This window comes from Campylobacter sp. CH278 (assembly GCF_004378845.1).
Lineage (GTDB): Bacteria > Campylobacterota > Campylobacteria > Campylobacterales > Campylobacteraceae > Campylobacter_D > Campylobacter_D jejuni.
The window spans coordinates 172,979-199,415 of record NZ_RYXZ01000001.1; the positions used below are offsets into that span (position 1 = coordinate 172,979).

23 protein-coding genes and 2 pseudogenes are annotated in these 26,437 nt (G+C 30.2%); 21 read left to right on the forward strand and 4 right to left on the reverse strand.

All coding sequences use genetic code 11. From position 1 onward, the window contains the following. Positions 1-3 precede the first annotated feature (3 nt). The 3 genes and pseudogenes from ELQ04_RS00900 to waaC all read right to left on the reverse strand — a co-directional run bounded on the left by ELQ04_RS00900 (position 4) and on the right by waaC (position 3,454). Positions 4-1,552 (reverse strand): annotated as a pseudogene (locus tag ELQ04_RS00900) (glycosyltransferase). Then, complete coding sequence (gene htrB / locus ELQ04_RS00905) at positions 1,549-2,436, reverse strand: lipid A biosynthesis lauroyl acyltransferase HtrB (RefSeq protein WP_134224419.1); 888 nt, start codon at positions 2,434-2,436, stop codon at positions 1,549-1,551. Before htrB ends, ELQ04_RS00900 begins: the two are co-directional and overlap by 4 nt. Further along, positions 2,426-3,454, reverse strand: coding sequence for a lipopolysaccharide heptosyltransferase I (gene waaC / locus ELQ04_RS00910; RefSeq protein ID WP_002937342.1), 1,029 nt, complete (start codon positions 3,452-3,454; stop codon positions 2,426-2,428). The genes htrB and waaC overlap by 11 nt, the downstream gene beginning before the upstream one ends. Positions 3,455-3,519: 65 nt before the next feature. Between waaC and ELQ04_RS00915 the strand changes: the two genes are divergently transcribed. From ELQ04_RS00915 to pssA, 18 genes are all read left to right on the forward strand, one after another. Further along, entirely contained in the window at positions 3,520-4,314 is a 795-nt protein-coding gene (locus ELQ04_RS00915) for a 3'-5' exonuclease (RefSeq protein WP_002937345.1), read from the forward strand. A 57-nt stretch (positions 4,315-4,371) separates the two neighbouring features. Further along, positions 4,372-5,358, forward strand: a complete 987-nt coding sequence (galE, locus tag ELQ04_RS00920; RefSeq protein ID WP_002937347.1) for a UDP-glucose 4-epimerase GalE — start codon at positions 4,372-4,374, stop codon at positions 5,356-5,358. Next, complete coding sequence (gene pglK / locus ELQ04_RS00925; protein ID WP_002937349.1) at positions 5,352-7,046, forward strand: ABC-type lipopolysaccharide transporter PglK; 1,695 nt, start codon at positions 5,352-5,354, stop codon at positions 7,044-7,046. Before galE ends, pglK begins: the two co-directional genes overlap by 7 nt. Continuing rightward, the gene (gene pglH, locus ELQ04_RS00930) at positions 7,043-8,122 is read left to right on the forward strand and encodes a GalNAc-alpha-(1->4)-GalNAc-alpha-(1->3)-diNAcBac-PP-undecaprenol alpha-1,4-N-acetyl-D-galactosaminyltransferase (RefSeq protein ID WP_079396628.1); all 1,080 of its coding nucleotides are present in this window, start codon (positions 7,043-7,045) and stop codon (positions 8,120-8,122) included. Before pglK ends, pglH begins: the two co-directional genes overlap by 4 nt. Beyond that, complete coding sequence (pglI, locus tag ELQ04_RS00935; RefSeq protein ID WP_002856262.1) at positions 8,115-9,044, forward strand: GalNAc(5)-diNAcBac-PP-undecaprenol beta-1,3-glucosyltransferase; 930 nt, start codon at positions 8,115-8,117, stop codon at positions 9,042-9,044. The genes pglH and pglI overlap by 8 nt, the downstream gene beginning before the upstream one ends. After that, positions 9,032-10,129, forward strand: a complete 1,098-nt coding sequence (pglJ, locus tag ELQ04_RS00940) for an N-acetylgalactosamine-N,N'-diacetylbacillosaminyl-diphospho-undecaprenol 4-alpha-N-acetylgalactosaminyltransferase (RefSeq protein ID WP_002866140.1) — start codon at positions 9,032-9,034, stop codon at positions 10,127-10,129. Before pglI ends, pglJ begins: the two co-directional genes overlap by 13 nt. A 3-nt stretch (positions 10,130-10,132) precedes the next feature. Continuing rightward, on the forward strand, positions 10,133-12,274 hold the full coding sequence (gene pglB / locus ELQ04_RS00945; protein WP_002937364.1) for an undecaprenyl-diphosphooligosaccharide--protein glycotransferase: 2,142 nt from the start codon (positions 10,133-10,135) through the stop codon (positions 12,272-12,274). Between the two features lie 9 nt (positions 12,275-12,283). Then, positions 12,284-13,414, forward strand: coding sequence for a N,N'-diacetylbacillosaminyl-diphospho-undecaprenol alpha-1,3-N-acetylgalactosaminyltransferase (gene pglA / locus ELQ04_RS00950; protein WP_002937367.1), 1,131 nt, complete (start codon positions 12,284-12,286; stop codon positions 13,412-13,414). Continuing rightward, positions 13,407-14,009, forward strand: coding sequence for an undecaprenyl phosphate N,N'-diacetylbacillosamine 1-phosphate transferase (pglC, locus tag ELQ04_RS00955; protein WP_002853498.1), 603 nt, complete (start codon positions 13,407-13,409; stop codon positions 14,007-14,009). Before pglA ends, pglC begins: the two co-directional genes overlap by 8 nt. After that, a complete protein-coding gene (gene pglD, locus ELQ04_RS00960) occupies positions 13,996-14,586 on the forward strand; it encodes a UDP-N-acetylbacillosamine N-acetyltransferase (protein WP_002937370.1) in 591 nt (196 codons plus the stop codon). Before pglC ends, pglD begins: the two co-directional genes overlap by 14 nt. A 97-nt stretch (positions 14,587-14,683) precedes the next feature. Further along, entirely contained in the window at positions 14,684-15,844 is a 1,161-nt protein-coding gene (gene pglE, locus ELQ04_RS00965) for a UDP-N-acetylbacillosamine transaminase (RefSeq protein WP_004316669.1), read from the forward strand. A gap of 1 nt (position 15,845) precedes the next feature. Next, the gene (gene pglF / locus ELQ04_RS00970; RefSeq protein WP_004316670.1) at positions 15,846-17,618 is read left to right on the forward strand and encodes a UDP-N-acetylglucosamine 4,6-dehydratase (configuration-retaining); all 1,773 of its coding nucleotides are present in this window, start codon (positions 15,846-15,848) and stop codon (positions 17,616-17,618) included. After that, entirely contained in the window at positions 17,618-18,511 is an 894-nt protein-coding gene (locus tag ELQ04_RS00975; protein WP_004316674.1) for a PDC sensor domain-containing protein, read from the forward strand. Before pglF ends, ELQ04_RS00975 begins: the two co-directional genes overlap by 1 nt. A gap of 112 nt (positions 18,512-18,623) precedes the next feature. Further along, complete coding sequence (locus ELQ04_RS00980) at positions 18,624-19,016, forward strand: chemotaxis response regulator CheY (protein ID WP_002866134.1); 393 nt, start codon at positions 18,624-18,626, stop codon at positions 19,014-19,016. Between the two features lie 22 nt (positions 19,017-19,038). Beyond that, positions 19,039-19,884 (forward strand): 50S ribosomal protein L11 methyltransferase, encoded by an 846-nt coding sequence (locus ELQ04_RS00985; RefSeq protein ID WP_002880715.1) that lies wholly within the window; start codon positions 19,039-19,041, stop codon positions 19,882-19,884. 3 nt (positions 19,885-19,887) lie between these two features. Then, positions 19,888-21,825 carry an ATP-dependent zinc metalloprotease FtsH gene (ftsH, locus tag ELQ04_RS00990; RefSeq protein ID WP_044778002.1) on the forward strand — a complete coding sequence of 646 codons (1,938 nt, stop codon included), beginning with the start codon at positions 19,888-19,890 and terminating at the stop codon, positions 21,823-21,825. After that, positions 21,822-22,439: a phosphatidylserine decarboxylase gene (locus tag ELQ04_RS00995; RefSeq protein ID WP_002868953.1), complete on the forward strand. Its 618-nt coding sequence runs from the start codon at positions 21,822-21,824 to the stop codon at positions 22,437-22,439. The genes ftsH and ELQ04_RS00995 overlap by 4 nt, the downstream gene beginning before the upstream one ends. A 9-nt stretch (positions 22,440-22,448) precedes the next feature. After that, complete coding sequence (gene pssA, locus ELQ04_RS01000) at positions 22,449-23,177, forward strand: CDP-diacylglycerol--serine O-phosphatidyltransferase (RefSeq protein WP_002859122.1); 729 nt, start codon at positions 22,449-22,451, stop codon at positions 23,175-23,177. Here pssA and ELQ04_RS01005 read toward each other — a convergent pair. After that, entirely contained in the window at positions 23,168-23,965 is a 798-nt protein-coding gene (locus ELQ04_RS01005; protein ID WP_044778000.1) for a ferritin-like domain-containing protein, read from the reverse strand. The two genes, pssA and ELQ04_RS01005, sit on opposite strands and share 10 nt — an antisense overlap. An 89-nt stretch (positions 23,966-24,054) precedes the next feature. On the opposite strand from ELQ04_RS01005, the gene ELQ04_RS01010 reads away from it, so the two are divergent. The 3 genes and pseudogenes from ELQ04_RS01010 (at position 24,055) to cetZ (ending at position 26,424) form a co-directional block, all read left to right on the forward strand. Beyond that, on the forward strand, positions 24,055-24,414 hold the full coding sequence (locus ELQ04_RS01010; protein ID WP_004316680.1) for a methionine-R-sulfoxide reductase: 360 nt from the start codon (positions 24,055-24,057) through the stop codon (positions 24,412-24,414). A gap of 14 nt (positions 24,415-24,428) precedes the next feature. Next, entirely contained in the window at positions 24,429-25,055 is a 627-nt protein-coding gene (locus ELQ04_RS01015) for a MarC family protein (RefSeq protein WP_002866128.1), read from the forward strand. A gap of 80 nt (positions 25,056-25,135) precedes the next feature. Continuing rightward, a pseudogene (cetZ, locus tag ELQ04_RS01020) lies at positions 25,136-26,424 on the forward strand (energy taxis response protein CetZ). The last annotated feature ends 13 nt before the right edge of the window (positions 26,425-26,437 follow it).

Here is a 26,437-nt window from a genome sequence, read left to right on the forward strand (position 1 = left end):
GTTTTATCTCCAAGAAATCTTTTTATTTTTGATGGTATCTAAATAAATTTGATGATTGCTTTCAAGCATTTTTTTGCCATTTTCTTTGTGATAAATATGATAAGCAATAGCTTTAAATTTTAAGCGTCTAAAAATGCCTTTATTAAATAAAAATCTAGCCACAAATTCACTATCTTCTCTACCCCAACCAATAAAATTTTCATTAAAACCATCAAGTTTATCAAAATCAGCTTTAAAAAAACTCATATTGCAACCCCCTAATACCTTTAATAAGAGTGGTTTTTTAAAAGATTTTTTCATCTTTTTTTGAAAGACTGTAAAATATTTTAGCTAAAAAAGAATTTTTAGAATTTTTAAAATCTTTTTTATTAAAAATTATGCGATAATCATCTTTGCTTAAAATTTCTTCGCTTTCTTTTTTATTTAAAATTACTCTTGAACCTTGTAAAAAAAGCTTTCTTTGTGCAAATTCTAAATGTTCTTTTATGAAATCTTTTTCCAAAATCATATCACCATCAATAACTATTATATATTCACTATCAGCGTTTTTTATAGTTTTGTTGCGACTTTTACTAAGTTTAAACCCTTCATCTTCTTGCCAAATGTGTTTTAAAGGACAAGGAAAATCTTTTTGATATTCTTCAATAAGCCTTGCTGTATCTTCTTTACTACCATCATCTGCGATTAAAACTTCATTGGGTAAAAAGGCTAGATTTTTAACACTATCAAGCACTAGTTTAAGGCGTTCTTTTTGATTATAAGTTGTTATTATTAAAGCGCAAGTTTTTGGTTTTTGTCTTTGAAGTTCATATAATTTCATGTATTTAAAAAAAGTTCCTAAGGCATTGCAAACGCTGATCGTAAAGCCTTTATAACCATATAAAAAGCCATTTTTTAAAAAATAATTTCTAAAAAAAGTCCAAAAAGCTCTTAAATTTGCTTTTAAAACACCACTTTTTTTGTGCATATTTTGTTTTGCCCAAAGACTTGAGTAGTACTGCATTTTGTCAATTAAGTGAGAGATATCCTTATAAGAATAATGCTTCAATCCATTTTTAAGATAAATTTTTTTAGCATTACTTGGTAAAACAAGGCTTTCATGTACTAAATTATCATTAAAACGAGTGAAATTTTTATTAAAAATTCTCAAAACATAATCAGGCCACCAACCACATGCCTTTATCCATTCGCCTTTATAGAGATTTTTACGGCTAAGTGCGATGATATTATCTTCTTGAAGTTCTAAATTTTTAAGCTCTTTAATACACTCATTTTCAAGCACTTCATCAGCATCAATGCTTAAAATCCAATCATTTTTTGCATAAATTAAAGCAAGATTTTTTAAAGCTCCAAAACCTATAAAAGTACTGTGATAAATGTGTAAATTAGCAAAATCTTTTTTAAATTCATTAGCTATATTTAGGGTATTATCACTGCTTTCATTGTTAAGTAAAATAATTTCATCAAAATCTTTTAAAGAATTTAAACACTCAAGCAAAGTTTGCTCAGCATTTTTTACGATGATAATAACACTTATTTGCTTTAGATTCATTTTGCATCCTTGTAAATTTCCTCATTATAACTTGCAAAGCGTCTATGGAAAAAAAAGTATTCCCAAGGTCTTTTTTTAATCATTTCTTCGCAACTTTGTGCTTGATAAAGTGTCAGTTCTTCTAAGCTTGCATTTTGAGAATCTTTTGCTTTAAAAAACTCTATGCAAAATTTACCAGCTTCTTTATAGGCATAAACAGGGATGATCAAAGCATTGCTTCTTTGTGCGATAAGGCTTGCTCCCATTTGATAATTCATTTCTTTGTTAAAAAATTTTAATCTTACGCTTTCGTTTTCTGCGCAGTCTTGATCAGTTAAAATTCCCAAAGCTCGCCCTTTTTTTAGGGCACTTAGCATTTGTCTTATACCGCCTTTTTTGTCAATAAGCTCTATGTCAAATTGGGTGCGACTTTGGCTTAAAATTTCATACATAATTTCACTTTTTAACTTTTTTCCCACTATGGAAATCGCACCATATTTAGCTGCATAAGAAAGGCTTAAAATTTCCCAGTTTCCATAGTGTGCAGTTGTGAAGATAATAGGACGCTTTAAAGCTAGAGCGTCTATAAGAAAATTTTCATTGATAAAATTTACTTTATTGAGAATTTTTTCTTTGGTGGTGTTTTGATTTTGCAAACAATCAATTCCAAATTGAGCAAAATTTTCATAAATTTTCAAAGATAGTTTATCGCGTTCTTTTTGAGTGTATTGAGGGAAGCAGATTTGCAAATTTGTATCGATGATCTTGCGATGTTTTTTGTTAAGATAAAAAGTGATTCTTGCTACAATCAAAGCTAAAAAATGCAAGATACACTCAGGCATAAAAGTAACAAAAAATTTCAAAATATAATAAAGACTAAGATATATTCTATCACTATTTTTCATTAAGTAAGCCTTTGGCAAGTTTGAAGATATCTTCTTCTTCTATACGCGTGATACAAAAATCACTTTTATCGATATGCTTGGCATTTTGGATTTTTTTACCTGCATCAATGATTTTATTGATATGAGTTTGAAAAGCATTGCGGTAGCTTGGTGTTGCACCAAAAATCGTAATAGATGCCTTATTTAAAGCAAAAGCTAAATGTGTTGGGCCGCTATCATTTCCTATGATAAGATCCATCATTTTTGTAAAAGCCATTAGTTCTTCAAGATTGAATTTTGGCGCTAATTCTATATGTGTTTCATCAATACCACTAAGATTTAAAACCTCTTTAGCAAATTCGTATTCTTTTACATTTCCCCAAGCGAGCCAAATTTTTGCTTGTTGAAATTCATTGATTAAAAGTTTGCAAAGTATAGCAAGTTTGGTTTTAGGATAGATTTTATTTTCTACACTTGAACCCACGTGTATGAGTATGTTTTTTTCGTTTTTATCGAGCTTGAGTTTATTGTTTAAGAGTTGTTTTAAATTTTCATCTACGCCAAAAATATCTTGTTTAAAGGCTAAATTTTTGACATTAAAATCAGTATTTAACATAAAGGAGGTAAGACTTAAGTATCTTACAAATACATTTTCATTGTAATCTAACTCAAGTTTTTGGTTGTAGAAATTATGAGCAAAACTTTCTTTAAGGCTGTTTTTATCAAAACCAAAATTATTTCTACTTAAAATTCGACTTACAATAGCAGATTTTATAAGCCCTTGTAGATCTATTACTGCATTATAGTTGTTTTTTCTTGCTTTAAGAAGAATTTTTAGGCTTTTTAAAATTTTTTTGTCTTTTAAGGGTAGGGCATAGAGTTTGTCTATTAAAGGATGGTTTTTAAGTATGCCTTCAAATTTTTCATCTACAAACCAATGAATTTCTATATCTTTTTTAAAATTTTTGATAAATTGCAAAACCACGGCACTTTGGATAATATCACCAAGTGCTGATAAACGAACAATTGCTATTTTCATTAAAAGCCTAATATTTTAAAATTTTTGCTATGATTTTAGCGAAATTATTTAAAAAAAGGTTAAAAATGGCAAAAAATGAAGGTTATATTTGTGTTTTTGATTGTGAGAGTGTGCCAGATGTTGAGCTTATCCGCAAAACTTTGGGTTTTGAAGGAAGTGATTTAGAGGTAAGTTTAAAAGCACTTCAGTGGCAAAAAGAACAAAGCGGGAGTGAGTTTTTGCCTTTGCCTTATCATAAAATCATCAGTATTTGTGCGGTTTTAAGTGATAATTTTGGAAAATTTATCAAAGTAAATAAAATTGATGGGCAAAATGAAAAAGAAATGATTGAGAATTTTTTCAATTTTATAGAAAATTATGAGCCAAAATTAGTCAGCTTTAATGGTAAAAATTTTGATATGCCCGTTCTTGTTTTAAGGGCTTTAAAATACAATTTAAAAGCAGCAACTTATTTAGATACTCAAAGCGATAAATGGAATAATTATAAAACAAGATTTTCAGAATTAAAACATTGCGATTTATTAGAATCCTTAGGATCTAATGGGCGTGGAATAAAGCTTGATACACTTTGCTCTATGGTGGGTTTGCCAGGAAAATATGATGTGCATGGCGATGAGGTGATGAAACTTTTTTATGAAAATGAACTTGAAAAAATTCACGAATATTGTGAAAGTGATGTTTTAAACACCTATATGCTTTTTTTAAAATATGAACTTATTAAAGCTAATGTTAGTGAAGAAGATTATGTTGATTTTCTTTCTTATATGAGAGATTTTTTGCGTGAAAAAAAATCAGATCGTTCCTATACAGAAGTTTTTGCAAAAGCTTGTGAGAGTGAAATTTCAAAAGCTCGATCTTAAGTATTTAAGAAAATATATTAAAATTTATTTTTGACATTTTTAAAAAAAGGAATGATGATGAAAATTCTTATTAGCGGTGGTGCAGGTTATATAGGTTCTCATACTTTAAGACAATTTTTAAAAACAGATCATGAAATTTGTGTTTTAGATAATCTTTCTAAGGGTTCTAAAATCGCAATAGAAGATTTGCAAAAAATAAGAACTTTTAAATTTTTTGAACAAGATTTAAGTGATTTTCAAGGTATAAAAGCATTGTTTGAGAGAGAAAAATTTGACGCTATTGTGCATTTTGCAGCGAGCATTGAAGTTTTTGAAAGTATGCAAAACCCTTTAAAATATTATATGAACAACACTGTTAATACGACAAATCTTATCGAAACTTGTTTACAAACTGGAGTAAATAAATTTATATTTTCTTCAACGGCAGCCACTTATGGCGAACCACAAACTCCCGTTGTGAGCGAAACAAGCCCTTTAGCACCTATTAATCCTTATGGGCGTAGTAAGCTTATGAGCGAAGAGGTTTTGCGTGATGCAAGTATGGCAAATCCTGAATTTAAGCATTGTATTTTAAGATATTTTAATGTTGCAGGCGCTTGTATGGATTATACTTTAGGACAACGCTATCCAAAAGCGACTTTGCTTATAAAAGTTGCAGCTGAATGTGCCGCAGGAAAACGTGATAAACTTTTCATATTTGGCGATGATTATGATACAAAAGATGGCACTTGCATAAGAGATTTTATCCATGTGGATGATATTTCAAGTGCGCATTTAGCGGCTTTGGATTATTTACAAGAGAATGAAAGCAATGTTTTTAATGTAGGTTATGGACATGGTTTTAGCGTAAAAGAAGTGATTGAAGCAATGAAAAAAGTTAGCGGAGTGGATTTTAAAGTAGAACTTGCCCCACGCCGTGCGGGTGATCCTAGTGTATTGATTTCTGATGCAAGTAAAATCAGAAATCTTACTTCTTGGCAGCCTAAATATGATGATTTAGAGCTTATTTGTAAATCTGCTTTTGATTGGGAAAAACAGTGCTAAAAAAACTTTTTTTTATTTTAAGCAAGGAAGATAAAAATTTTTTATTTTTCTTGCTTGTTTTTTCAGTATTTGTTTCTTTTATAGAAACTTTTGCGATTTCTTTGGTAATGCCTTTTATCACTTTGGCTAGTGATTTTTCTTATTTTGATCGTAATAAATATTTAATCAGCCTAAAAGAATATCTTAATATCCCTGTTTTTGAAATCATTGTTTATTTTGGAGTGGGGCTTATTGTTTTTTATGTATTTAGAGCTTTGTTAAATGCGTATTATTTTCATCTTTTGGCAAGATTTTCTAAAGGACGTTATCATGCGATCGCTTATAAGGTTTTTTCTAAATTTTTAAATATTAATTATGAAAAATTTACTCAAAAAAATCAATCTGAAATTTTAAAGTCCATTACAGGGGAAGTTTATAATCTAAGCACTATGATTTCATCATTTTTACTTTTGATGAGTGAAATTTTTGTAGTGCTTTTGCTTTATGCTTTAATGCTTTTGATTAATTATAAAATCACTTTATTTTTAAGTATTTTTATGGTGTTAAATGCCTTTATTTTAGTGAAAATTTTAAGCCCTATCATTAAAAAAGCAGGACTAAGACGCGAAGAAGCGATGAAAAATTTCTTCGAAATTTTAAATACAAATTTAAATAATTTTAAATTTATCAAGCTTAAAACTAAAGAAGATGGAGTATTAAGTCTTTTTAAAGCACAAAGTGAAGCTTTTTCTAAAGCAAATATTACCAATGAAAGCGTAGCTGCGGTGCCTAGAATTTATCTTGAAGGAATAGGTTTTTGTGTGCTTGTTTTTATCGTGGTATTTTTGGTTTTGAAAAATGAAAGTGATATTTCAGGTATTTTATCCACGATTTCTATTTTTGTTTTAGTGCTTTATCGCTTAATGCCAAGCGCAAATCGTATTATTACAAGTTATCATGATTTGCTTTATTATCATTCTTCTTTGGATATTATTTATCAAAATTTAAGACAAGAAGAAGAAAATTTGGGCGAGGAAAAATTAAGCTTTAATCAAGAGCTTAAAATTTGCAATCTTAGCTTTGGTTATGAGGGAAAAAAATATTTATTTAAAAATCTTAACTTAAACATTAAAAAAGGTGAAAAAATCGCTTTTATAGGGGAGAGTGGTTGTGGAAAAAGCACCTTAGTAGATCTTATCATAGGACTTTTAAAACCAAAAGAAGGGCAAATTTTACTTGATAAGCAAGAATTAAATGCAAGTAATGCAAAAAATTATCGCCAAAAAATAGGCTATATCCCACAAAATATCTATCTTTTTAATGACAGCATAGCTAAAAATATCACTTTTGGAGATGCGGTTGATGAAGAAAAACTTAGTAAGGTTATCAAACAAGCAAATTTAGAGCATTTTATAAAAAATTTACCTCAAGGAGTTCAGACAAAAGTAGGTGATGGGGGGAGTAATTTAAGCGGGGGGCAAAAACAACGCATAGCCATAGCAAGAGCTTTATATTTAGAGCCTGAAATTTTAGTGCTTGACGAAGCAACTTCTGCGCTTGATACTCAAAGTGAAGCAAAAATTATGGATGAAATTTATAAAATTTCCAAAGATAAAACCATGATTATTATCGCACATCGCCTTTCTACGATAACACAATGTGATAAGGTTTATCGTTTAGAACACGGTAAGCTTAAAGAGGAGAAATGATGAAAATAAGCTTTATTATCGCAACTTTAAATTCAGGAGGCGCTGAGCGTGTTTTAGTAACCTTAGCTAATGCGCTTTGCAAAGAGCATGAAGTAAGTATTATTAAATTTCATGCAGGAGAATCTTTTTATAAGCTTGAAAATGAAGTTAAAGTTACAAGTTTAGAACAATTTAGATTTGACACGCTTTATCATAAAATCGCAAGTCGTTTTAAGAAATTTTTTGCTTTAAGAAAGGCTTTGAAAGAAAGCAAAGCTGATGTTTTTATTTCTTTTTTGGATACGACTAATATTGCTTGTATTCTAGCTAATATAGGACTTAAAACTCCACTCATCATTAGCGAGCATAGTAATGAAGCGTATTTAAAACCTAAAATTTGGCGTTTTTTAAGAAGGGTAAGCTATCCTTTTTGTGATGCTTTAAGTGTGCTTGGAGGCAGTGATAAGGTGTATTATGAAAGATTTGTAAAAAGGGTTAAGCTTTTATTAAACCCTTGTCATTTTAGCGATGAAATTTCTTTTGATTCTAGTTTTGAAAAGGAAAATTTGGTCCTTTTTATAGGGCGTTTAGATCACAACAAAAACCCTGCAATGTTTTTAAAAGCTATAGCGCATTTGGATAAAAATTTGCAAGAAAATTATAAATTTGTTATAGCAGGAGATGGAGAGTTAAGGCAAGAACTTGAATACAAGGTAAAATCTTTAGGAATAAAAGTTGATTTTTTAGGGCGAGTTGAAAATGTCAAGGCTCTTTATGAAAAAGCAAAAGTGCTTTGCCTTTGTTCTTTTGTAGAGGGTTTGCCAACGGTTTTAATTGAAAGTTTGTATTTTGAGGTTTGTAGAATTTCAAGTTCTTATTATAATGGTGCTAAGGATTTAATCAAAGATAATCATGATGGGCTTTTGGTAGGTTGTGATGATGAAATAGCACTTGCTAAAAAACTTGAACTTGTTTTAAATGATGAAAATTTTAGAAAAGAACTTGTAAATAATGCCAAACAAAGGTGTAAAGACTTTGAAATTTCTCATATCAAAGAAGAATGGCTTAAGCTTATAGTCGAGGTTAAAAATGCCTAAACTTTCTGTTATAGTACCAACTTTTAATCGTCAAGTTTTGTTAGAAAAGGCTATTAAAAGCATACAAAATCAAGATTTTAAAGATTTAGAAATTATTGTAAGCGATGATAATTCTAGTGATGATACTAAAAGTGTGGTGCAAAATTTACAAAAAGATGATGATCGCATTAAGTATTTTTTAAATCAAAATTACAAACAAGGCCCAAATGGCAATAAAAACAATGGCTTAGACCAAGCAAGTGGCGAGTTTGTAACTTTTTTAGATGATGATGATGAGCTTTTATCTGGGGCTTTAAGTACCTTGATGCAAAAAGCAAGTGAGGGTTATGCTCATGTTTTTGGAAATTGTTTGATGGAAAAAGAAGGAAATTTAAGCAAGGAATTTAGCGGCAAGGGCTTGGAAAAAGATAGTGAAATTTCTAAAAAAGATTTTTTAATGGCTAAATTTAGCGGAGAGTTTTTTTCTGTTTTTAAAAAATCTCTACTTGAAAACAAGCGTTTTAATGAAGAATTTTATGGCAATGAAGCCACGCTTTGGGTAAATTTATACAAGGAAAAAAGTTTTTATATCCATAAGGCTTTTAGGATTTATAGGATTTTTAGGCAAGATAGCGTGACTTTAGGGGCGAGTAAAAATGCTCATAGGGTGTATTTGGGATATTTAGAGCTTGCTAAAATTTTAGAAAATGAACTTAGAATGAGTAAGGATAAAGATTATAAAAAAACTTGTGCGAGTTATTATAAAATGGCAGCTTATTATGCAAAACTTGCAAAAAATTATAAAGCTCTTTATAAGTGTTTGTTTAAAAGCCTGAGTATAAAAATCAACACTCCTGCTTTGATATTACTCATTTTAAGTATAATTCCAAATAATATGATTGAAAAATTATCAAAAATTCGGGTGGCTTTATGCAAAAATTAGGCATTTTTATTTATTCTTTAGGAAGTGGTGGTGCTGAAAGAGTTGTGGCGACTTTATTGCCTATTTTAAGTTTGAAATTTGAAGTGCATTTGATCTTGATGAATGATAAAATTTCTTATGAAATTCCAGAGTGTCAAATTCATTTTTTAGAATGTTCAAAACCTAGTGAAAATCCTATTTTGAAATTTTTAAAACTACCTTTTTTGGCTTTAAAATATAAAAAACTTTGCAGAAATTTAGGCATTGATACAGAATTTGTTTTTTTAAATCGACCTAATTATATAGCCTTAATGGCAAGAATGTTTGGAAACAAAACTCGCCTTGTGATCAATGAATGCACTACGCCAAGTGTGATGTATGCGAAAAATAATTTTAATTCTTTGGCAAATAAATTTTTAATTTCTTTGCTTTACCCAAAAGCTGATTTAATCTTGCCTAATTCTAAGGGAAATTTAGAAGATTTAGTGCAAAATTTTAGTATAAATCCAAAAAAATGTGAAATTTTATACAATGCCATCGATTTAGAAAATATAGAGCAAAAAGCTCTTGAAGATGTAGCTTTAAAAGATAAATTTATTTTAAGTGTAGGCAGGCTTGATAAAGGTAAAAATCATGCTTTATTAATTCGTGCTTATGCAAGATTGAAAACAGATTTAAAGCTTGTGATTTTAGGTGAAGGTGTGCTTAAAGATGAGCTTTTAGCTTTGATTAAAGAGTTAAATTTAGAAGAAAAGGTTTTGCTTTTAGGATTTGATAATAATCCTTATAAATACATGGCTAAATGCGAATTTTTTGCTTTTGCTTCTGTATTTGAAGGCTTTTCAAATGTTTTAATTGAAAGCTTAGCTTGTTCTTGTGCTGTGGTTTGCACTGATCATAAAAGTGGCGCAAGAGAGCTTTTTGGCGATGATGAATTTGGACTTTTAGTAGAAGTAGATAATGAAAACTCCATGTTTCAGGGTTTAAAGACTATGCTTGAAGACGATAAATTAAGAAAAGCGTATAAAAATAAGGCTAAAACTAGGGCTAAAGCTTTTGATAAAGTAAAAATTGCACGCGATGCTTTGAAATATTTATTAGGATAAAAGATGTTGAAAAAAGAGTATTTAAAAAACCCTTATTTAGTTTTGTTTGCGATGATTATATTAGCTTATGTTTTTAGTGTATTTTGCAGGTTTTATTGGGTTTGGTGGGCAAGTGAGTTTAATGAGTATTTTTTCAATAATCAGTTAATGATCATTTCAAATGATGGCTATGCTTTTGCTGAGGGCGCAAGAGATATGATAGCAGGTTTTCATCAGCCTAATGATTTGAGTTATTATGGATCTTCTTTATCCGCGCTTACTTATTGGCTTTATAAAATCACACCTTTTTCTTTTGAAAGTATCATTTTATATATGAGTACTTTTTTATCTTCTTTGGTGGTGATTCCTACTATTTTGCTAGCTAACGAATACAAACGTCCTTTAATGGGCTTTGTAGCTGCTCTTTTAGCAAGTATAGCAAACAGTTATTATAATCGCACTATGAGTGGGTATTATGATACGGATATGCTGGTAATTGTTTTGCCTATGTTTATTTTATTTTTTATGGTAAGAATGATTTTAAAAAAAGACTTTTTTTCATTGATTGCCTTGCCGTTATTTATAGGAATTTATCTTTGGTGGTATCCTTCAAGTTATACTTTAAATGTAGCTTTAATTGGACTTTTTTTAATTTATACACTTATTTTTCATAGAAAAGAAAAGATTTTTTATATAGCTGTGATTTTGTCTTCTCTTACTCTTTCAAATATAGCATGGTTTTATCAAAGTGCCATTATAGTAATACTTTTTGCTTTATTCGCCTTAGAGCAAAAACGCTTAAATTTTATGATTATAGGAATTTTAGGTAGTGTAACTTTGATATTTTTGATTTTAAGTGGCGGGGTTGATCCTATACTTTATCAGCTTAAATTTTATATTTTTAGAAGTGATGAAAGTGCGAATTTAACACAGGGTTTTATGTATTTTAATGTCAATCAAACCATACAAGAAGTTGAAAATGTAGATCTTAGCGAATTTATGCGAAGAATTAGTGGTAGTGAAATTGTTTTTTTGTTTTCTTTGTTTGGTTTTGCATGGCTTTTGAGAAAACATAAAAGTATGATTATGGCTTTACCTATATTGGTGCTTGGGTTTTTAGCCTTAAAAGGGGGGCTTAGATTTACCATTTATTCTGTACCTGTAATGGCTTTAGGATTTGGTTTTTTATTGAGCGAGTTTAAGGCTATATTGGTTAAAAAATATAGCCAATTAACTTCAAATGTTTGTATTGTTTTTGCAACTATTTTGACTTTAGCTCCAGTATTTATCCATATTTACAACTATAAAGCGCCAACAGTTTTTTCTCAAAATGAAGCATCATTATTAAATCAATTAAAAAATATAGCCAATAGAGAAGATTATGTGGTAACTTGGTGGGATTATGGTTATCCTGTGCGTTATTATAGTGATGTGAAAACTTTAGTAGATGGTGGAAAGCATTTAGGTAAGGATAATTTTTTCCCTTCTTTTGCTTTAAGCAAAGATGAACAAGCTGCGGCTAATATGGCAAGACTTAGTGTAGAATATACAGAAAAAAGCTTTTATGCTCCGCAAAATGATATTTTAAAAACAGACATTTTACAAGCCATGATGAAAGATTATAATCAAAGCAATGTGGATTTGTTTCTAGCTTCATTATCAAAACCTGATTTTAAAATCGATACGCCAAAAACTCGTGATATTTATCTTTATATGCCCGCTAGAATGTCTTTGATTTTTTCTACGGTGGCTAGTTTTTCTTTTGTTAATTTAGATACAGGAGTTTTGGACAAACCTTTTACCTTTAGCACAGCTTATCCACTTGATGTTAAAAATGGAGAAATTTATCTTAGCAACGGAGTGGTTTTAAGCGATGATTTTAGGAGTTTTAAAATAGGTGATAATGTGGTTTCTGTAAATAGTATCGTAGAGATTAATTCTATTAAACAAGGTGAATACAAAATCACTCCAATCGATGATAAGGCTCAGTTTTATATTTTTTATTTAAAGGATAGTGCTATTCCTTACGCACAATTTATTTTAATGGATAAAACCATGTTTAATAGTGCTTATGTGCAAATGTTTTTTTTAGGAAATTATGATAAGAATTTATTTGACTTGGTGATTAATTCTAGAGATGCTAAGGTTTTTAAACTTAAAATTTAAGGGTTGAAAATGAGAATAGGGTTTTTATCACATGCAGGAGCAAGTATTTATCATTTTAGAATGCCTATTATAAAAGCATTAAAAGATAGAAAAGATGAAGTTTTTGTTATAGTGCCGCAAGATGAATACACGCAAAAACTTAGGGATCTTGGCTTAAAAGTAATTGTTTATGAGCTTTCAAGAGCTAGTTTAAATCCTTTAGTGGTTTTAAAGAATTTTTTTTATCTTGCTAAGGTTTTGAAAAATTTAAATCTTGATCTTGTTCAAAGTGCGGCACATAAAAGCAATACTTTTGGAATTTTAGCAGCAAAATGGGCAAAAATTCCTTATCGTTTTGCTTTAGTAGAAGGCTTGGGATCTTTTTATATAGATCAAGGTTTTAAGGCAAATTTAGTGCGTTTTGTTATTAATAATCTTTATAAATTAAGTTTTAAATTTGCACACCAATTTATTTTTGTCAATGAAAGTAATGCTGAGTTTATGCGGAATTTAGGACTTAAGGAAAATAAAATTTGCGTGATAAAATCCGTAGGGATCAATTTAAAAAAATTTTTTCCTATTTATGTAGAATCGGAAAAAAAAGAGCTTTTTTGGAAAAATTTAAACATAGATAAAAAACCCATTGTGCTTATGATAGCAAGAGCTTTATGGCATAAGGGTATAAAAGAATTTTATGAAAGTGCTACTATACTACAAGACAAAGCAAATTTTGTTTTAGTTGGTGGAAGAGATGAAAATCCTTCTTGTGCGAGTTTGGAGTTTTTAAACTCTGGCGTGGTGCATTATTTGGGTGCTAGAAGTAATATAGTCGAGCTTTTGCAAAATTGTGATATTTTTGTTTTGCCAAGCTATAAAGAAGGCTTTCCTGTAAGTGTTTTGGAGGCAAAAGCTTGTGGTAAGGCTATAGTGGTGAGTGACTGCGAAGGTTGTGTAGAGGCTATTTCTAATGCTTATGATGGACTTTGGGCAAAAACAAAAAATACTAAGGATTTAAGCGAAAAAATTTCACTTTTATTAGAAGATGAAAAATTAAGATTAAATTTAGCTAAAAATGCCGCCCAAGATGCTTTACAATACGATGAAAATATTATCGCACAGCGTTATTTAAAACTTTATGATAGGGTAATTAAGAATGTATGAAAAAGTTTTTAAAAGAATTTTTGATTTTATTTTAGCTTTAGTGCTTTTAGTGCTTTTTTCTCCGGTGATTTTAATCACTGCTTTGCTTTTAAAAATCACTCAAGGAAGTGTAATTTTTACCCAAAATCGTCCTGGGTTAGATGAAAAAATTTTTAAAATTTATAAATTTAAAACCATGAGCGATGAAAGAGATGAAAAGGGTGAGTTATTAAGCGATGAATTGCGTTTGAAAGCCTTTGGAAAAATTGTTAGAAGCTTAAGTTTGGATGAGCTTTTGCAACTTTTTAATGTTTTAAAAGGGGATATGAGTTTTGTGGGGCCTAGACCTCTTTTGGTTGAGTATTTATCCCTTTATAATGAAGAGCAAAAATTGCGTCATAAAGTGCGTCCAGGTATAACAGGGTGGGCGCAGGTAAATGGTAGAAATGCTATTTCTTGGCAGAAAAAATTCGAACTTGATGTGTATTATGTGAAAAATATCTCTTTTTTGCTTGATTTAAAAATCATGTTTTTAACAGCTTTAAAGGTTTTAAAACGAAGTGGGGTAAGCAAAGAGGGCCATGTTACAACGGAGAAATTTAATGGCAAGAACTGAAAAAATTTATATTTATGGTGCTAGTGGTCATGGGCTTGTTTGTGAAGATGTGGCTAAAAATATGGGTTATAAAGAATGTATTTTTTTAGATGATTTTAAAGGAATGAAATTTGAAAGCACCTTGCCAAAATATGATATTTTTATAGCCATAGGAAACAATGAAATTCGAAAAAAGATTTATCAAAAAATTTTAGAAAATGGTTTTAAAATCGTTAATCTTATCCATAAAAGCGCACTTATAAGTTCTAGCGCAAGTGTGGAAGAAAATGCAGGAATTTTAATCATGCCTTATGTAGTAGTTAACGCTAAAGCCAAAATAGAAAAAGGTGTGATTTTGAATACTTCAAGTGTGATTGAACATGAATGCGTGATAGGGGAATTTTCTCATGTGAGTGTAGGGGCTAAATGTGCGGGTAATGTAAAAATCGGTAAAAATTGTTTTTTAGGGATTAATTCTTGTGTTTTGCCTAATTTAAGCTTAGCAGATGATAGTATTTTAGGTGGTGGAGCAACTTTGGTTAAAAGTCAAGATGAAAAAGGTGTTTTTGTGGGAGTGCCTGCAAAAAGAAAAATATGAAATGATTATAAAAAGATTTTTGTTTGATTCTTTGTAAATTTTTTTAGGTAAAATAGAGTCAATTTATAAAAATTTTGTTTTATACAAAGGATAAATCATGAGATTTTTTCTTTCTCCTCCGCATATGGGCGGCAATGAATTAAAATACATAGAAGAAGTTTTCAAAAGCAATTATATAGCACCTTTGGGTGAATTTGTAAATCGCTTTGAACAAAGTGTAAAAGATTATAGCAAAAGTGAAAATGCCTTAGCTTTAAATTCAGCTACAGCGGCTTTGCATTTAGCTTTAAGGGTGGCAGGGGTAAAACAAGATGATATTGTTTTGGCTTCTTCTTTTACTTTTATTGCTTCAGTGGCGCCTATTTGTTATCTTAAAGCAAAACCTGTATTTATAGATTGTGATGAAACTTATAATATCGATGTAGATTTGTTAAAACTTGCCATTAAAGAATGCGAAAAAAAACCAAAAGCATTGATTTTAACTCATCTTTATGGCAATGCGGCTAAAATGGATGAAATTGTTGAAATTTGCAAAGAAAATGACATTGTTTTAATTGAAGATGCTGCTGAAGCTTTAGGAAGTTTTTATAAGAATAAAGCCTTAGGAACTTTTGGAGAATTTGGAGTTTATTCTTATAATGGTAATAAAATTATCACCACTTCAGGTGGAGGTATGCTTATAGGAAAAAATAAAGAAAAGATTGAAAAAGCAAGATTTTATAGCACTCAAGCTAGGGAAAATTGTTTGCATTATGAACATTTAGATTATGGTTATAATTACCGTTTAAGCAATGTTTTAGGAGCTATTGGCGTAGCACAAATGGAGGTTTTAGAACAAAGAGTGCTTAAAAAAAGAGAAATTTATGAGTGGTATAAAGAATTTTTAGGAGAGTATTTTAGCTTTTTAGATGAATTAGAAAATTCAAGAAGTAATCGCTGGTTAAGTACAGCTTTGATTGATTTTGATAAAAATGAACTTAATGCTTGTCAAAAAGATATAAATATCAGTCAAAAAAATATCGCTTTACATCCAAAAATTTCAAAACTCATAGAAGATTTGAAAAATGAACAAATAGAAACAAGACCATTATGGAAAGCTATGCACACTCAAGAAGTATTTAAAGGAGCTAAGGCTTATCTTAATGGCAATAGTGAGTTATTTTTCCAAAAAGGAATTTGTTTGCCAAGTGGCACGGCGATGAGTAAAGATGATGTTTATGAAATTTCAAAACTGATCTTAAAGAGCATAAAGGCTTAAAATGATTTTTTATAAAAGCAAAAGATTAGCATTTTTTTTAACTTCAGATATTGTTTTAATTTTACTTAGTGTTTATCTGGCTTTTTCTTTGAGATTTAGTGGAGATATTCCGAGCATTTTTTATCATGGCATGATGGTTTCTGCTATTATTTTGCTTGTTTTAAAACTTTCATTTTTGTTTGTTTTTAGAATTTATAAAGTAGCTTGGAGATTTTTTTCTCTCAATGAAGCAAGAAAAATTTTTATCGCTTTGCTTTTAGCTGAGTTTTGTTTTTTTCTTATTTTTTATTTTTTTAGTGATTTTTTTAATCCTTTTCCAAGAAGTGCTGTTGTGATAGATTTTGTTCTTTCTTATATGTTTATAGGTACTTTAAGAATTAGCAAAAGAATGCTTGTGGATTTTAAACCTTCTAGAATGAAAGAAGAAGAAACTCCTTGTATTGTAGTAGGGGCAACTTCTAAGGCTTTACATTTGTTAAAAGGTGCAAAAGAAGGTTCTTTAGGGCTTTTTCCTGTGGGCGTAGTTGATGCGAGAAAAGAGCTTATAGGGACTTATTGTGATAAATTTGTTGTAGAAGAAAAAGAAAAAATAAAATCTTATGTAGAACAAGGGGTAAAAACTGCCATTATTGCTTTAAGACTTGAACAAGAAGAGCTTAAAAAACTTTTTGAAGAACTTGTAGCTTATGGTATTTGCGATGTAAAAATATTTTCTTTTACAAGAAACGAAGCAAGAGATATCAGTATAGAAGACTTGCTTGCTAGAAAACCAAAAGATTTAGATGATAGTGCTGTGGCGGCTTTTTTAAAAGATAAGGTAGTTTTGGTAAGTGGAGCAGGTGGAACTATAGGCAGTGAACTTTGTAAGCAATGTATTAAATTTGGTGCTAAGCATCTTATCATGGTTGATCATAGTGAGTATAATCTTTATAAGATCAATGATGATTTAAATTTATATAAAGAAAAAATTACTCCTATTTTACTGAGTATTTTAGATAAGCAAAGTTTAGATGAGGTATTAAAAACTTATAAACCCGAGCTTATTTTACATGCAGCCGCTTATAAACATGTGCCTCTTTGCGAACAAAATCCACATTCAGCAGTAATCAATAATATTTTAGGAACTAAAATTTTATGCGATAGTGCTAAAGAAAACAAAGTAGCTAAATTTGTGATGATAAGTACAGATAAAGCAGTACGACCAACAAATATTATGGGTTGCACTAAGAGAGTTTGCGAGCTTTATACTTTAAGTATGAATGATGAAAATTTTGAAGTTGCTTGTGTGCGTTTTGGTAATGTTTTAGGTTCTAGTGGTAGTGTGATACCGAAATTTAAAGCACAAATTGCCAATAATGAGCCTTTAACTTTAACGCACCCTGATATAGTGCGTTATTTTATGCTTGTGGCTGAGGCAGTGCAACTTGTTTTACAAGCTGGAGCTATCGCAAAAGGGGGAGAACTTTTTGTTTTGGATATGGGTAAGCCTGTGAAAATCATAGATTTAGCTAAAAAAATGCTTTTACTTTCTAATCGCAATGATTTAGAAATTAAAATCACAGGCTTAAGAAAAGGTGAGAAGCTTTATGAAGAGCTTTTGATTGATGAAAATGATGCTAAAACACAATATGAGAGTATTTTTGTAGCAAAGAATGAGAAGGTTGATCTTAATTGGCTTAATAAAGAGATAGAAAATTTACAAATATGTGAAGATATTTCAGAGGCTTTATTAAAGATTGTACCTGAATTTAAACACAATAAAGAAGGTGTATAATGTATATAAAAGATATACATAGATTTGAAGATAACCGCTATTGTGCTAGAGCTTATATGAGTTATATTTTAACAAGAAATCTGCCCAATAAACTTCCTGACATTCACCTTGAAACGATTAAAACAGCTTTGGATAAAATAGCCCATGAAGTTGTTGTTTTTGATGCTTTGTATATTTTAGATATTTCAGGCATGCAAATAGAAAATGCGATTTCCCTAAATAAGGCTCATGAAATAGGGCAGGGTGAGGATAGAAGTACTCGTTCTTATTTTTATAGAGCTGTAAAATTAAGACGATGTGTTTTGAGTGATCCTTATCCTTCGGTTTTAAATAATGAGCTTTGTGTGACAGCTTCTATGCCAATTTACGATGATAAAAATAACTTGCTTTTTGTTGTTTGTATTGATATCAAGCTTGAAGATATTTTAAAGATTATTCAAGCAGGAAAATTTGAATTTGTTTTTACTCAATTTAGTCGTTTGGTATATTTTTGCTTCGCACTGGTTTTATTTGTGATTACTTGTTTTTTATTTCAAAAAGGTTTTTTTAGTCTTTTTGATAATCAAGCTATAGGTATAGAACATATGTTTGAAAGTACCATCGCTATAACTTTAGCTTTAGCTATTTTTGATTTGGCAAAAACTTTGATCGAACAAGAAGTATTAGGAAGGACAAAAAAAGAAGAAGGTGGAATTCAAAAAACTATGGTGAGATTTTTGGGTTCTATTATCATTGCTTTAGCTATAGAAGCTTTGATGTTGGTATTTAAACTTGCTATTGGTGATCTTTCTCAGATGATTTATGCGATTTATCTTATCGGTGGAGTGAGCTTACTTCTTTTGGGTTTAAGTGTATATTTATTTACGGTTAAGTATAAAAATAATAATATTTGAGTAAAAATTTAAGTAAAAGATGATATAATGCTGTTTTTTAAAATTTTTTAGCTTGATTAATAAGGCTAAAAAGGGTAAAATAAAACTATAAAAACTTTGAAAGGACGAAATTGTGAAATTGTTAGTTGTTGATGACAGTTCTACTATGAGAAGGATTATTAAAAATACCCTAACAAGACTTGGACACGATGATGTTTTAGAAGCTGAGCATGGCGTTGAAGCTTGGGATTTATTAACTAAAAATGAAGATGTAAAAGTTTTAATTACAGATTGGAATATGCCAGAAATGAATGGCTTGGAGTTGGTAAAAAAAGTAAGAGCAGAGAAAAAATATGAAGATATGCCTATTATCATGGTTACAACTGAGGGCGGAAAAGCTGAAGTGATTACTGCTTTAAAAGCTGGCGTAAATAACTATATTGTAAAACCTTTTACTCCACAAGTTTTAAAGGAAAAACTTGAAGATGTTTTAGGAACAGGAAGTGGAGAAGGTGCAGCTGAGTAAAGGCTGATTTTTAAAATTCTAAATGCAAAAAAAATATTACGAATTGTTCTTTATCGTAGAAGAGCGGTATAAAAATTTATTTCTTGATTTTGCTTTTGATTTAGGTATAGAAGCCATAGAAGAGAAAGATAATGGTGTTTACATTAGATCCCATGAGAGTTTAGAAGAGCTTTCATGGGCGCTTGAAATATTTGCTCAAAAACTTACAACTACTTTCAATTTAAACCATAAAATTATTTCTAATTTAAGTCTTGTAGAGAAAGAAAACAAGGACTGGATACAAGAATATAAAAAAGGCATAAAACCTATTTTAGTGGATAATGTTTACATCCATACCACTTGGCAAGAAGAAAAAAAGAATTTTATAAATATAAAGATTAATCCAGCCTTAGCCTTTGGCTCGGGACATCACGAAAGCACATATTCTTGTGTAAAATTTTTACAAAAATTTTCTAAAAATAAATTAAGAGCTTTAGATCTTGGTTGTGGTAGTGGAATTTTGGGTATTATTATGGCAAAGTTTGGCTGTAATGTTGAAATTTGTGATACTGATGAGTTGGCTATTGATAGTTCTTTAGAAAATGCAAGATTAAATGGTGTCGATTTTCACAAGGCTTGGTGTGGATCTATAGATAAAGCAAATGGTTTATATAATCTAATTGTTGCAAATATCATTGCAGATGTGATTTTAATTTTAGAAAAAGATATTAAAAACCATTTAGAAGATAATGCTATACTTATTTTGTCAGGAATTTTAGATAAATATTCAACAAGAATTAAAGAAAAATTTCAAGATTTGGAACTCATTGATGAAATGCAAATTAATGAGTGGTGTAGTTTTGTATATAAAAATAATAAAAAAGGATAAGTAATGAATAATAATACCTCAAATAATAAGGGTAATCCGCAGGGTAATAATTTTTTTAACAAAAATCCCATTTTTATTTTTGCGATTTTTGCAATTGTAATGATAATTATTTTTAAGGGATTTTTTGATGGCAATGGTTCTTTTGGCGGGGCATTGAATGGCAATGAAGTAAATAAAAATGTCCCTTATTCTGAGTTAAAAAAGCTTATTGAAAGTGGACAAATCAATCAAGTTAGCATAGGACAAACAACAATCAAAGCGATTTCAAGCTCTCACAATACTGTTTATACAGCAAAAAAAGTTAATGATCCTGAGCTTGTGAGTTTACTAGATAGTAAAAATATCGCTTATGGTGCGTATTCTGAAACAAATTGGTTTACGGATATACTTTTTTCATGGGTTTTGCCAGTATTTATTTTCTTTGGTATTTGGATGTTTTTAGCAAGTCGTATGCAAAAAAATATGGGGAGTTCTATATTAGGGATAGGAAGTTCCAAAAAACTTGTAAATTCGGAAAAACCTAAAGTAAAATTTAGCGATGTAGCTGGCGTTGAAGAAGCTAAAGAAGAAGTAAAAGAAATTGTAGATTTTTTAAAGTATCCTGAAAGATATATTAAATTGGGAGCTAAAATTCCAAAAGGGCTTTTACTTGTTGGACCTCCAGGTACAGGAAAAACTTTGCTTGCAAAAGCAGTTGCAGGTGAAGCTGATGTGCCGTTTTTTAGTGTTTCAGGTTCATCTTTTATAGAAATGTTTGTGGGTGTAGGTGCTTCTCGTGTGAGAGATTTGTTTGAAAATGCAAAAAAAGAAGCTCCTGCTATTGTTTTTATAGATGAAATAGATGCTATTGGTAAAAGTCGTGCAGCAAGTGGCATGATGGGTGGAAACGATGAAAGAGAGCAAACTTTAAATCAGCTTTTGGCTGAAATGGATGGCTTTGGGACAGAAAGTTCCCCAGTCATTGTTTTAGCAGCAACAAATCGCCCAGAAGTTTTAGATGCAGCGCTTTTAAGACCAGGAAGGTTTGATAGACAAGTTTTAGTTGATAAACCTGATTTTAAAGGTAGGTGTGATATTTTAAAAGTGCACATGAAAGATGTCAAAATATCCCCAAAAGTTAAAGTAGAAGATATAGCACGCTTAACTGCAGGGCTTGCAGGAGCTGATCTTGCAAATATTATTAATGAAGCAGCGCTTTTAGCGGGTAGGGATTCTAAAAAATATGTAGAACAAAATGATTTAGTTGAAGCTGTCGAAAGAGCTATAGCAGGACTTGAGAAGAAATCACGTCGTATTAATGAAAAAGAAAAGAAAATTGTTACTTATCATGAATGTGGTCATGCCTTGATTGCTGAAACAACCAAAGGCGCAAAACGTGTAAGTAAGGTTTCTGTGATTCCGCGTGGTCTTGCGGCTTTAGGTTATACTTTAAATACTCCTGAGGAAAATAAATTTTTAATGCAAAAACATGAACTTATCGCTGAAGTAGATGTACTTTTGGGTGGTCGTGCAGCTGAAGAAGTGTTTATAGGTGAAATTTCAACGGGTGCAAGTAATGATTTAGAAAGAGCAACCGATATCATAAAAGCTATGATTTCTATGTATGGTATGAGTGAAATTGCAGGACTTATGGTGCTTGAAAAACAAAGAAATACTTTCTTAAGTGGTGGGCAAACTATAAAAGACTATTCTGAAAAGATGGCAGAATCTTTAGATGATTATGTAAAGAAAACCTTAGATGAACGCTATAAAGATGTTAAAGATACTTTAAATACTTATAAGGGAGCGATTGAGACTATGGTTGCAGCCCTTTATGAAGAAGAAACTATTGAAGGTAATAAAGTGCGTGAGATTATTAAAGAGTTTGAGGATCAAAATAGTCTACCAACTCGTTTACAAGAACTCGAAGAAGTTAAAACTGAAGTTAAAGTAGAAGAATGAAAGATTTTATTGCAAAAGATGGATATTTAAGTCTTATTATTTTAAGCTTGATTTTTATTTTTATGTGGATTTTTTACTCTTTTTCCATCTTGCTATTAGCATTAATTGTAATTTGTATTTTTCTTTTTAGAACACCTAAAAGAGAACTTGTTTGTAGTGATGAAAAAGCTATTTTTGCACCTATAGATGGTAGGGTTACTAAAATAGAAAATATTCATCATAAAGATTTGGGTGAATGTGTTGAAATTACTATTAAAAATGCTCTTTATGATGCTGGGAATTTTAATACACCTTTTGCAATGTCTATAATAGATATTCGTTTACGACATGGGCTTTTTTTGTGCAGTGAATTAAAATCTGCAAAAATGATGAATGAAAGAGCTTTTATTTTGGCAAAAGTTAAAGAGAATAAAACGATAGCCTTGCGAATCTATGCAGGTTCTTTTGATAGAAAATTAAAGCTCGATAATATTTCTCATGATTTAAAAGCAGGAGATAGAATGGGTTTTTTAATCAATGGCTCTATAAGTTTACTTTTACCAAAAGATACTAGAATTCATATAGGCTTAAATGATGAAATTAAAGCAGGTTCATTGTTGGGCTATTTTGCGTAAGGAAAAACAATGAATAACAGACCGCAACTAATTTATATTTTACCCAATCTTTTTACAGCTGCTTCAGCTTTTTTAGGGGTTATTTCTATTATAGCTTCAATACATGGAAATTATTATACAGCTTTGATTTATATTATTTTATCTTTGATTTGCGATGGGCTTGATGGCCGCGTTGCAAGACTTACAAATTCTACTTCAAAATTTGGAGTAGAATTTGATTCTTTAGCTGATCTAGTAGCTTTTGGAGTTGCTCCAGCGGTTCTTTTTTATATGGCTATAGGTTATGATTTTGGAAAGCTTGGATCTTTGATTACAGCTTTTTTTGTGGTTTTTGGAGCTATTCGTTTGGCGAGATTTAATGTCACCACAGGCACTTATGAACCCTCCGTTTTTATAGGTCTTCCTATACCTACTGCAGCAGTTGTGAGTGCTATATGGACTTACGCGTTTATCAGTTATGATTTTTTAAAGCCTTATGGTGTAGTTTTTTTGGTGCTTCAAGCAATTTTAGGGCTTTTAATGGTAAGTAATATACGCTATCCTAGCTTTAAAAAGCTTGATTTTAATCGTTCTAGTGTTTTAAAAGTTTTGATTATTTTAATTATAATATTTTCATTTTTATATCTTTATCCCCTTGAAAGTTTAGTAATTTTAGCAAGCTTGTATGTGCTTTATGGAATTATTCGGGTTTTATATACCATTATTGTTTCAAAATTTAAGATAAGAAATCAAGAGTAAAATTTTTCAATGACTTCGCATTCTTCTTGAGTGAAGCCAGCTTTGATTCTTGCTTGAATGTTAAGTTTTTTTCCTGCAAGAGAGAATTGTTTAAACGTTTTGCAAAGCTCGATAAAATCATACTTGCTTTGATTTGCAAATTTCCACCAAGTATCTCCTTTTTTAACGTGTTTTATTTCATCATTAAGTATAATTTCAAGATATTCCATTAAAAGATTTTTAATGGAATGATTGGAACTTTGAAGTTTTTGAACAACAAAAGGGTTGGCATCAAGCCCTTTAGCTTCTAAACCTCTATGAACTATTCCCATTCTAAAGCTTAAAGAGTCTTTTGTAGCTTCTAGAGCAGATTCTAAATTATCATGCACTGGAAAATCTCCATATTTGTAACCAAGTTCTTCAAGTGCTGAATTTAAAAGTTTGAAATGTTTAATTTCCTCATCTGCCACCTCCAGCCAATCGTAATAAAATTGCAAAGGTAGATTTTTAAAGCGATAACTCGCATCTAAAGCCAGGTTAATTGCATTAAATTCTATATGAGCAACTGAATGAATTATTTTAGCAAGCGCATGAGTTGAATTGACAAATTTAGGCCTTCTTATACGCGTAGGATGAAGCAAGGTAATTTGTTGCGATGTATTTTTTTTGAAAATGCTTTGATGTTCGTGATTAAAAATAAATTTGTGGCTTTTAAAGTCTTCATAAAAATTTTGAAAAGAGTGGAATTTTATAGTTGTATTTTTTTCATATAAAATATCTTGAAGTTCTTGAAAAAATTCTTTTTGCATTTAAAACTTTCTTGAAAATTATAAAAATTTATCATTTAAAATTGAAATTTTAATTATATAATATAAAAATTATTTTACAAGGGTAGAACATGAAAGAATTAAGTGAAGAAGAAAAAAAAGTAATTTTAAATAAAGGAACAGAAGCTCCTTTTAGTGGGAAATATAATGATTTTTATGAAAAAGGAATCTATCAATGCAAGCAATGTGGAGCTTCGCTTTATAAATCCGAAGATAAATTTAAATCAGGTTGTGGATGGCCTAGCTTTGATGATGAAATAAAAGGGGCTGTTAAAAGAATTCCTGATAAAGATGGGATTAGAACCGAGATTGTATGTGCAAACTGCAATGGGCATTTAGGTCATGTTTTTGAAGGAGAAGGATTTTCTGCTAAAAATGTAAGACATTGTGTAAATTCTATTTCTTTGGAATTTGTAAAAACTAAGGATTGATAGTGTTTTCTAGTATGGGTTCTGAGCTTTATTTGATGTTTTTTGCTGCAATTACTTTACTTGCCATATTAAATCCTTTTGGTAATTTAACTCAATTTTTGGCTATGAGTGATGGATTGCCTTTAATGCTTCGAAAAAAACTTTTTAGAACTATTCTCTATACAGCTTTTACTATAGTTTTGGTATTTTTATTATCAGGACCTTTGTTTATGAACTATATTTTTAGGGTTTCATTAGATGATTTAAGGGTTTCTGGTGGTTTGGTTCTTATTATAATGGCTATTAAAAATTTACTTTTTTCAACAAAAATTGCAACTAAGGATTTTAGTTCTTATCAGGATATGGATGATAAGGAAATTTTAAGACAGAGTTTAATACCTATGGCATTTCCTATGCTTGTTGGGCCTGGAACTTTAGCTAGTGTTATCGTTATAGCCGAAGATGGTGGGCTTGATGTTGCTCTTGGCGGAGTAATGATAGCTTTTATTTTTATGTTTATACTTTTTCATTTTGCAGCTACTATAGAAAAAATAGTTGGAAAATTGATTTTACATGTTTTTTCTCGTATAGCACAAGTATTTATTGCTGCTATGGGGTTTAAGATGATTATTGTAGGTTTAAAGGATATATTTAACTTATAAATTAATATAATTTTAAGTAAATAATACTATATAAATATGATATAATTTTAAAATAATTTATTATTAAAAAGGTGAGTTTTATGTTTGGTGCTAAGAAAAATAATACTGAAATAATTGAACAACTTGAAAAAAGTGTAATGGTTTAGGAGATATTTTAAGATCTATCGGGAATACCATGGCGGTAATTGAATTTACTACCGATGGCGTTATTTTAGAGGCAAATCAAAATTTTTTAACAACTATGAAATACTCTCTTTCAGAGATCAAGGGCAAGCATCATAGTATGTTTTGTTTGCCTGAAGTTGTTAATTCTTCAGCATATAGTGATTTTTGGAAAGATTTAAGAGATGGAAAAGCCAGAAGTGGTCTTTTTAGACGTATAGCTAAGGGAGGGATAGATGTTTATTTAGAAGCAAATTATCTTCCAATTAGTGATAATAATGGTCATGTTTATAAAATTATTAAATTTGCCAATGATATAACTCAAAGACATTATGAAATGCTTGATCTTAGAAATACTATTGCTGCTGCTAATCGTTCTATGGCTATTATTGAATTTAAACCTGATGGGACTATTATTACGGCTAATGAAAATTTTTTAAGAACTATGGATTTTAATATTGATGAGATTAAAGGAAAGCATCATAGTATGTTCTGTGATTCTAATTATAGACACTCTAAGGACTATGTTCAATTTTGGGAAGATTTAAGAGAGGGTAAATTTCAATCAGGTAAATATATAAGATACGGAAGAAATAATAAAAAAGTATACCTTGAAGCAAGTTATAATCCGGTTAAAAATGATGATGGAAAAATTTACAAGGTTATTAAATTTGCTACAGATATAAGCGAACAAGTTAAAAAAGATCAAGAAAAACTTCGTCTCATAAGCGAACTTGCAGAAAAAAATGATAATCTTACTCAAGATGGAGATCGTGTAATTGAAAACACTGTTTCAAATGTTCAGAATATTGCTGATATGATGTCTCAAAGTTCAAATCTTGTTTCCTCATTAAATCAACAATCAGATGAAATTAAATCTATTATTCAGACTATTAGTGATATTGCTGATCAGACTAATCTGCTTGCTTTAAATGCTGCTATTGAGGCAGCACGTGCTGGTGAACATGGTAGAGGTTTTGCTGTTGTTGCTGATGAAGTAAGAAATTTAGCTGAAAGAACAGGGCATTCAGTTAATGAAATTACCACTACGATTAATTCTATTCGTAATGTTACATCACAAGTGGTTGAGAGTATTAAAAGCGGTTTAGAGGATGTTAATCAGAGTGTTGAACTTGCAAAAGAAGCAAGAGAATGTATGGAGAAAATTCGTGAAAGCTCTGCTGAAGTTGCTAAAGCAATGTCATAAGCGTGATTTTCAC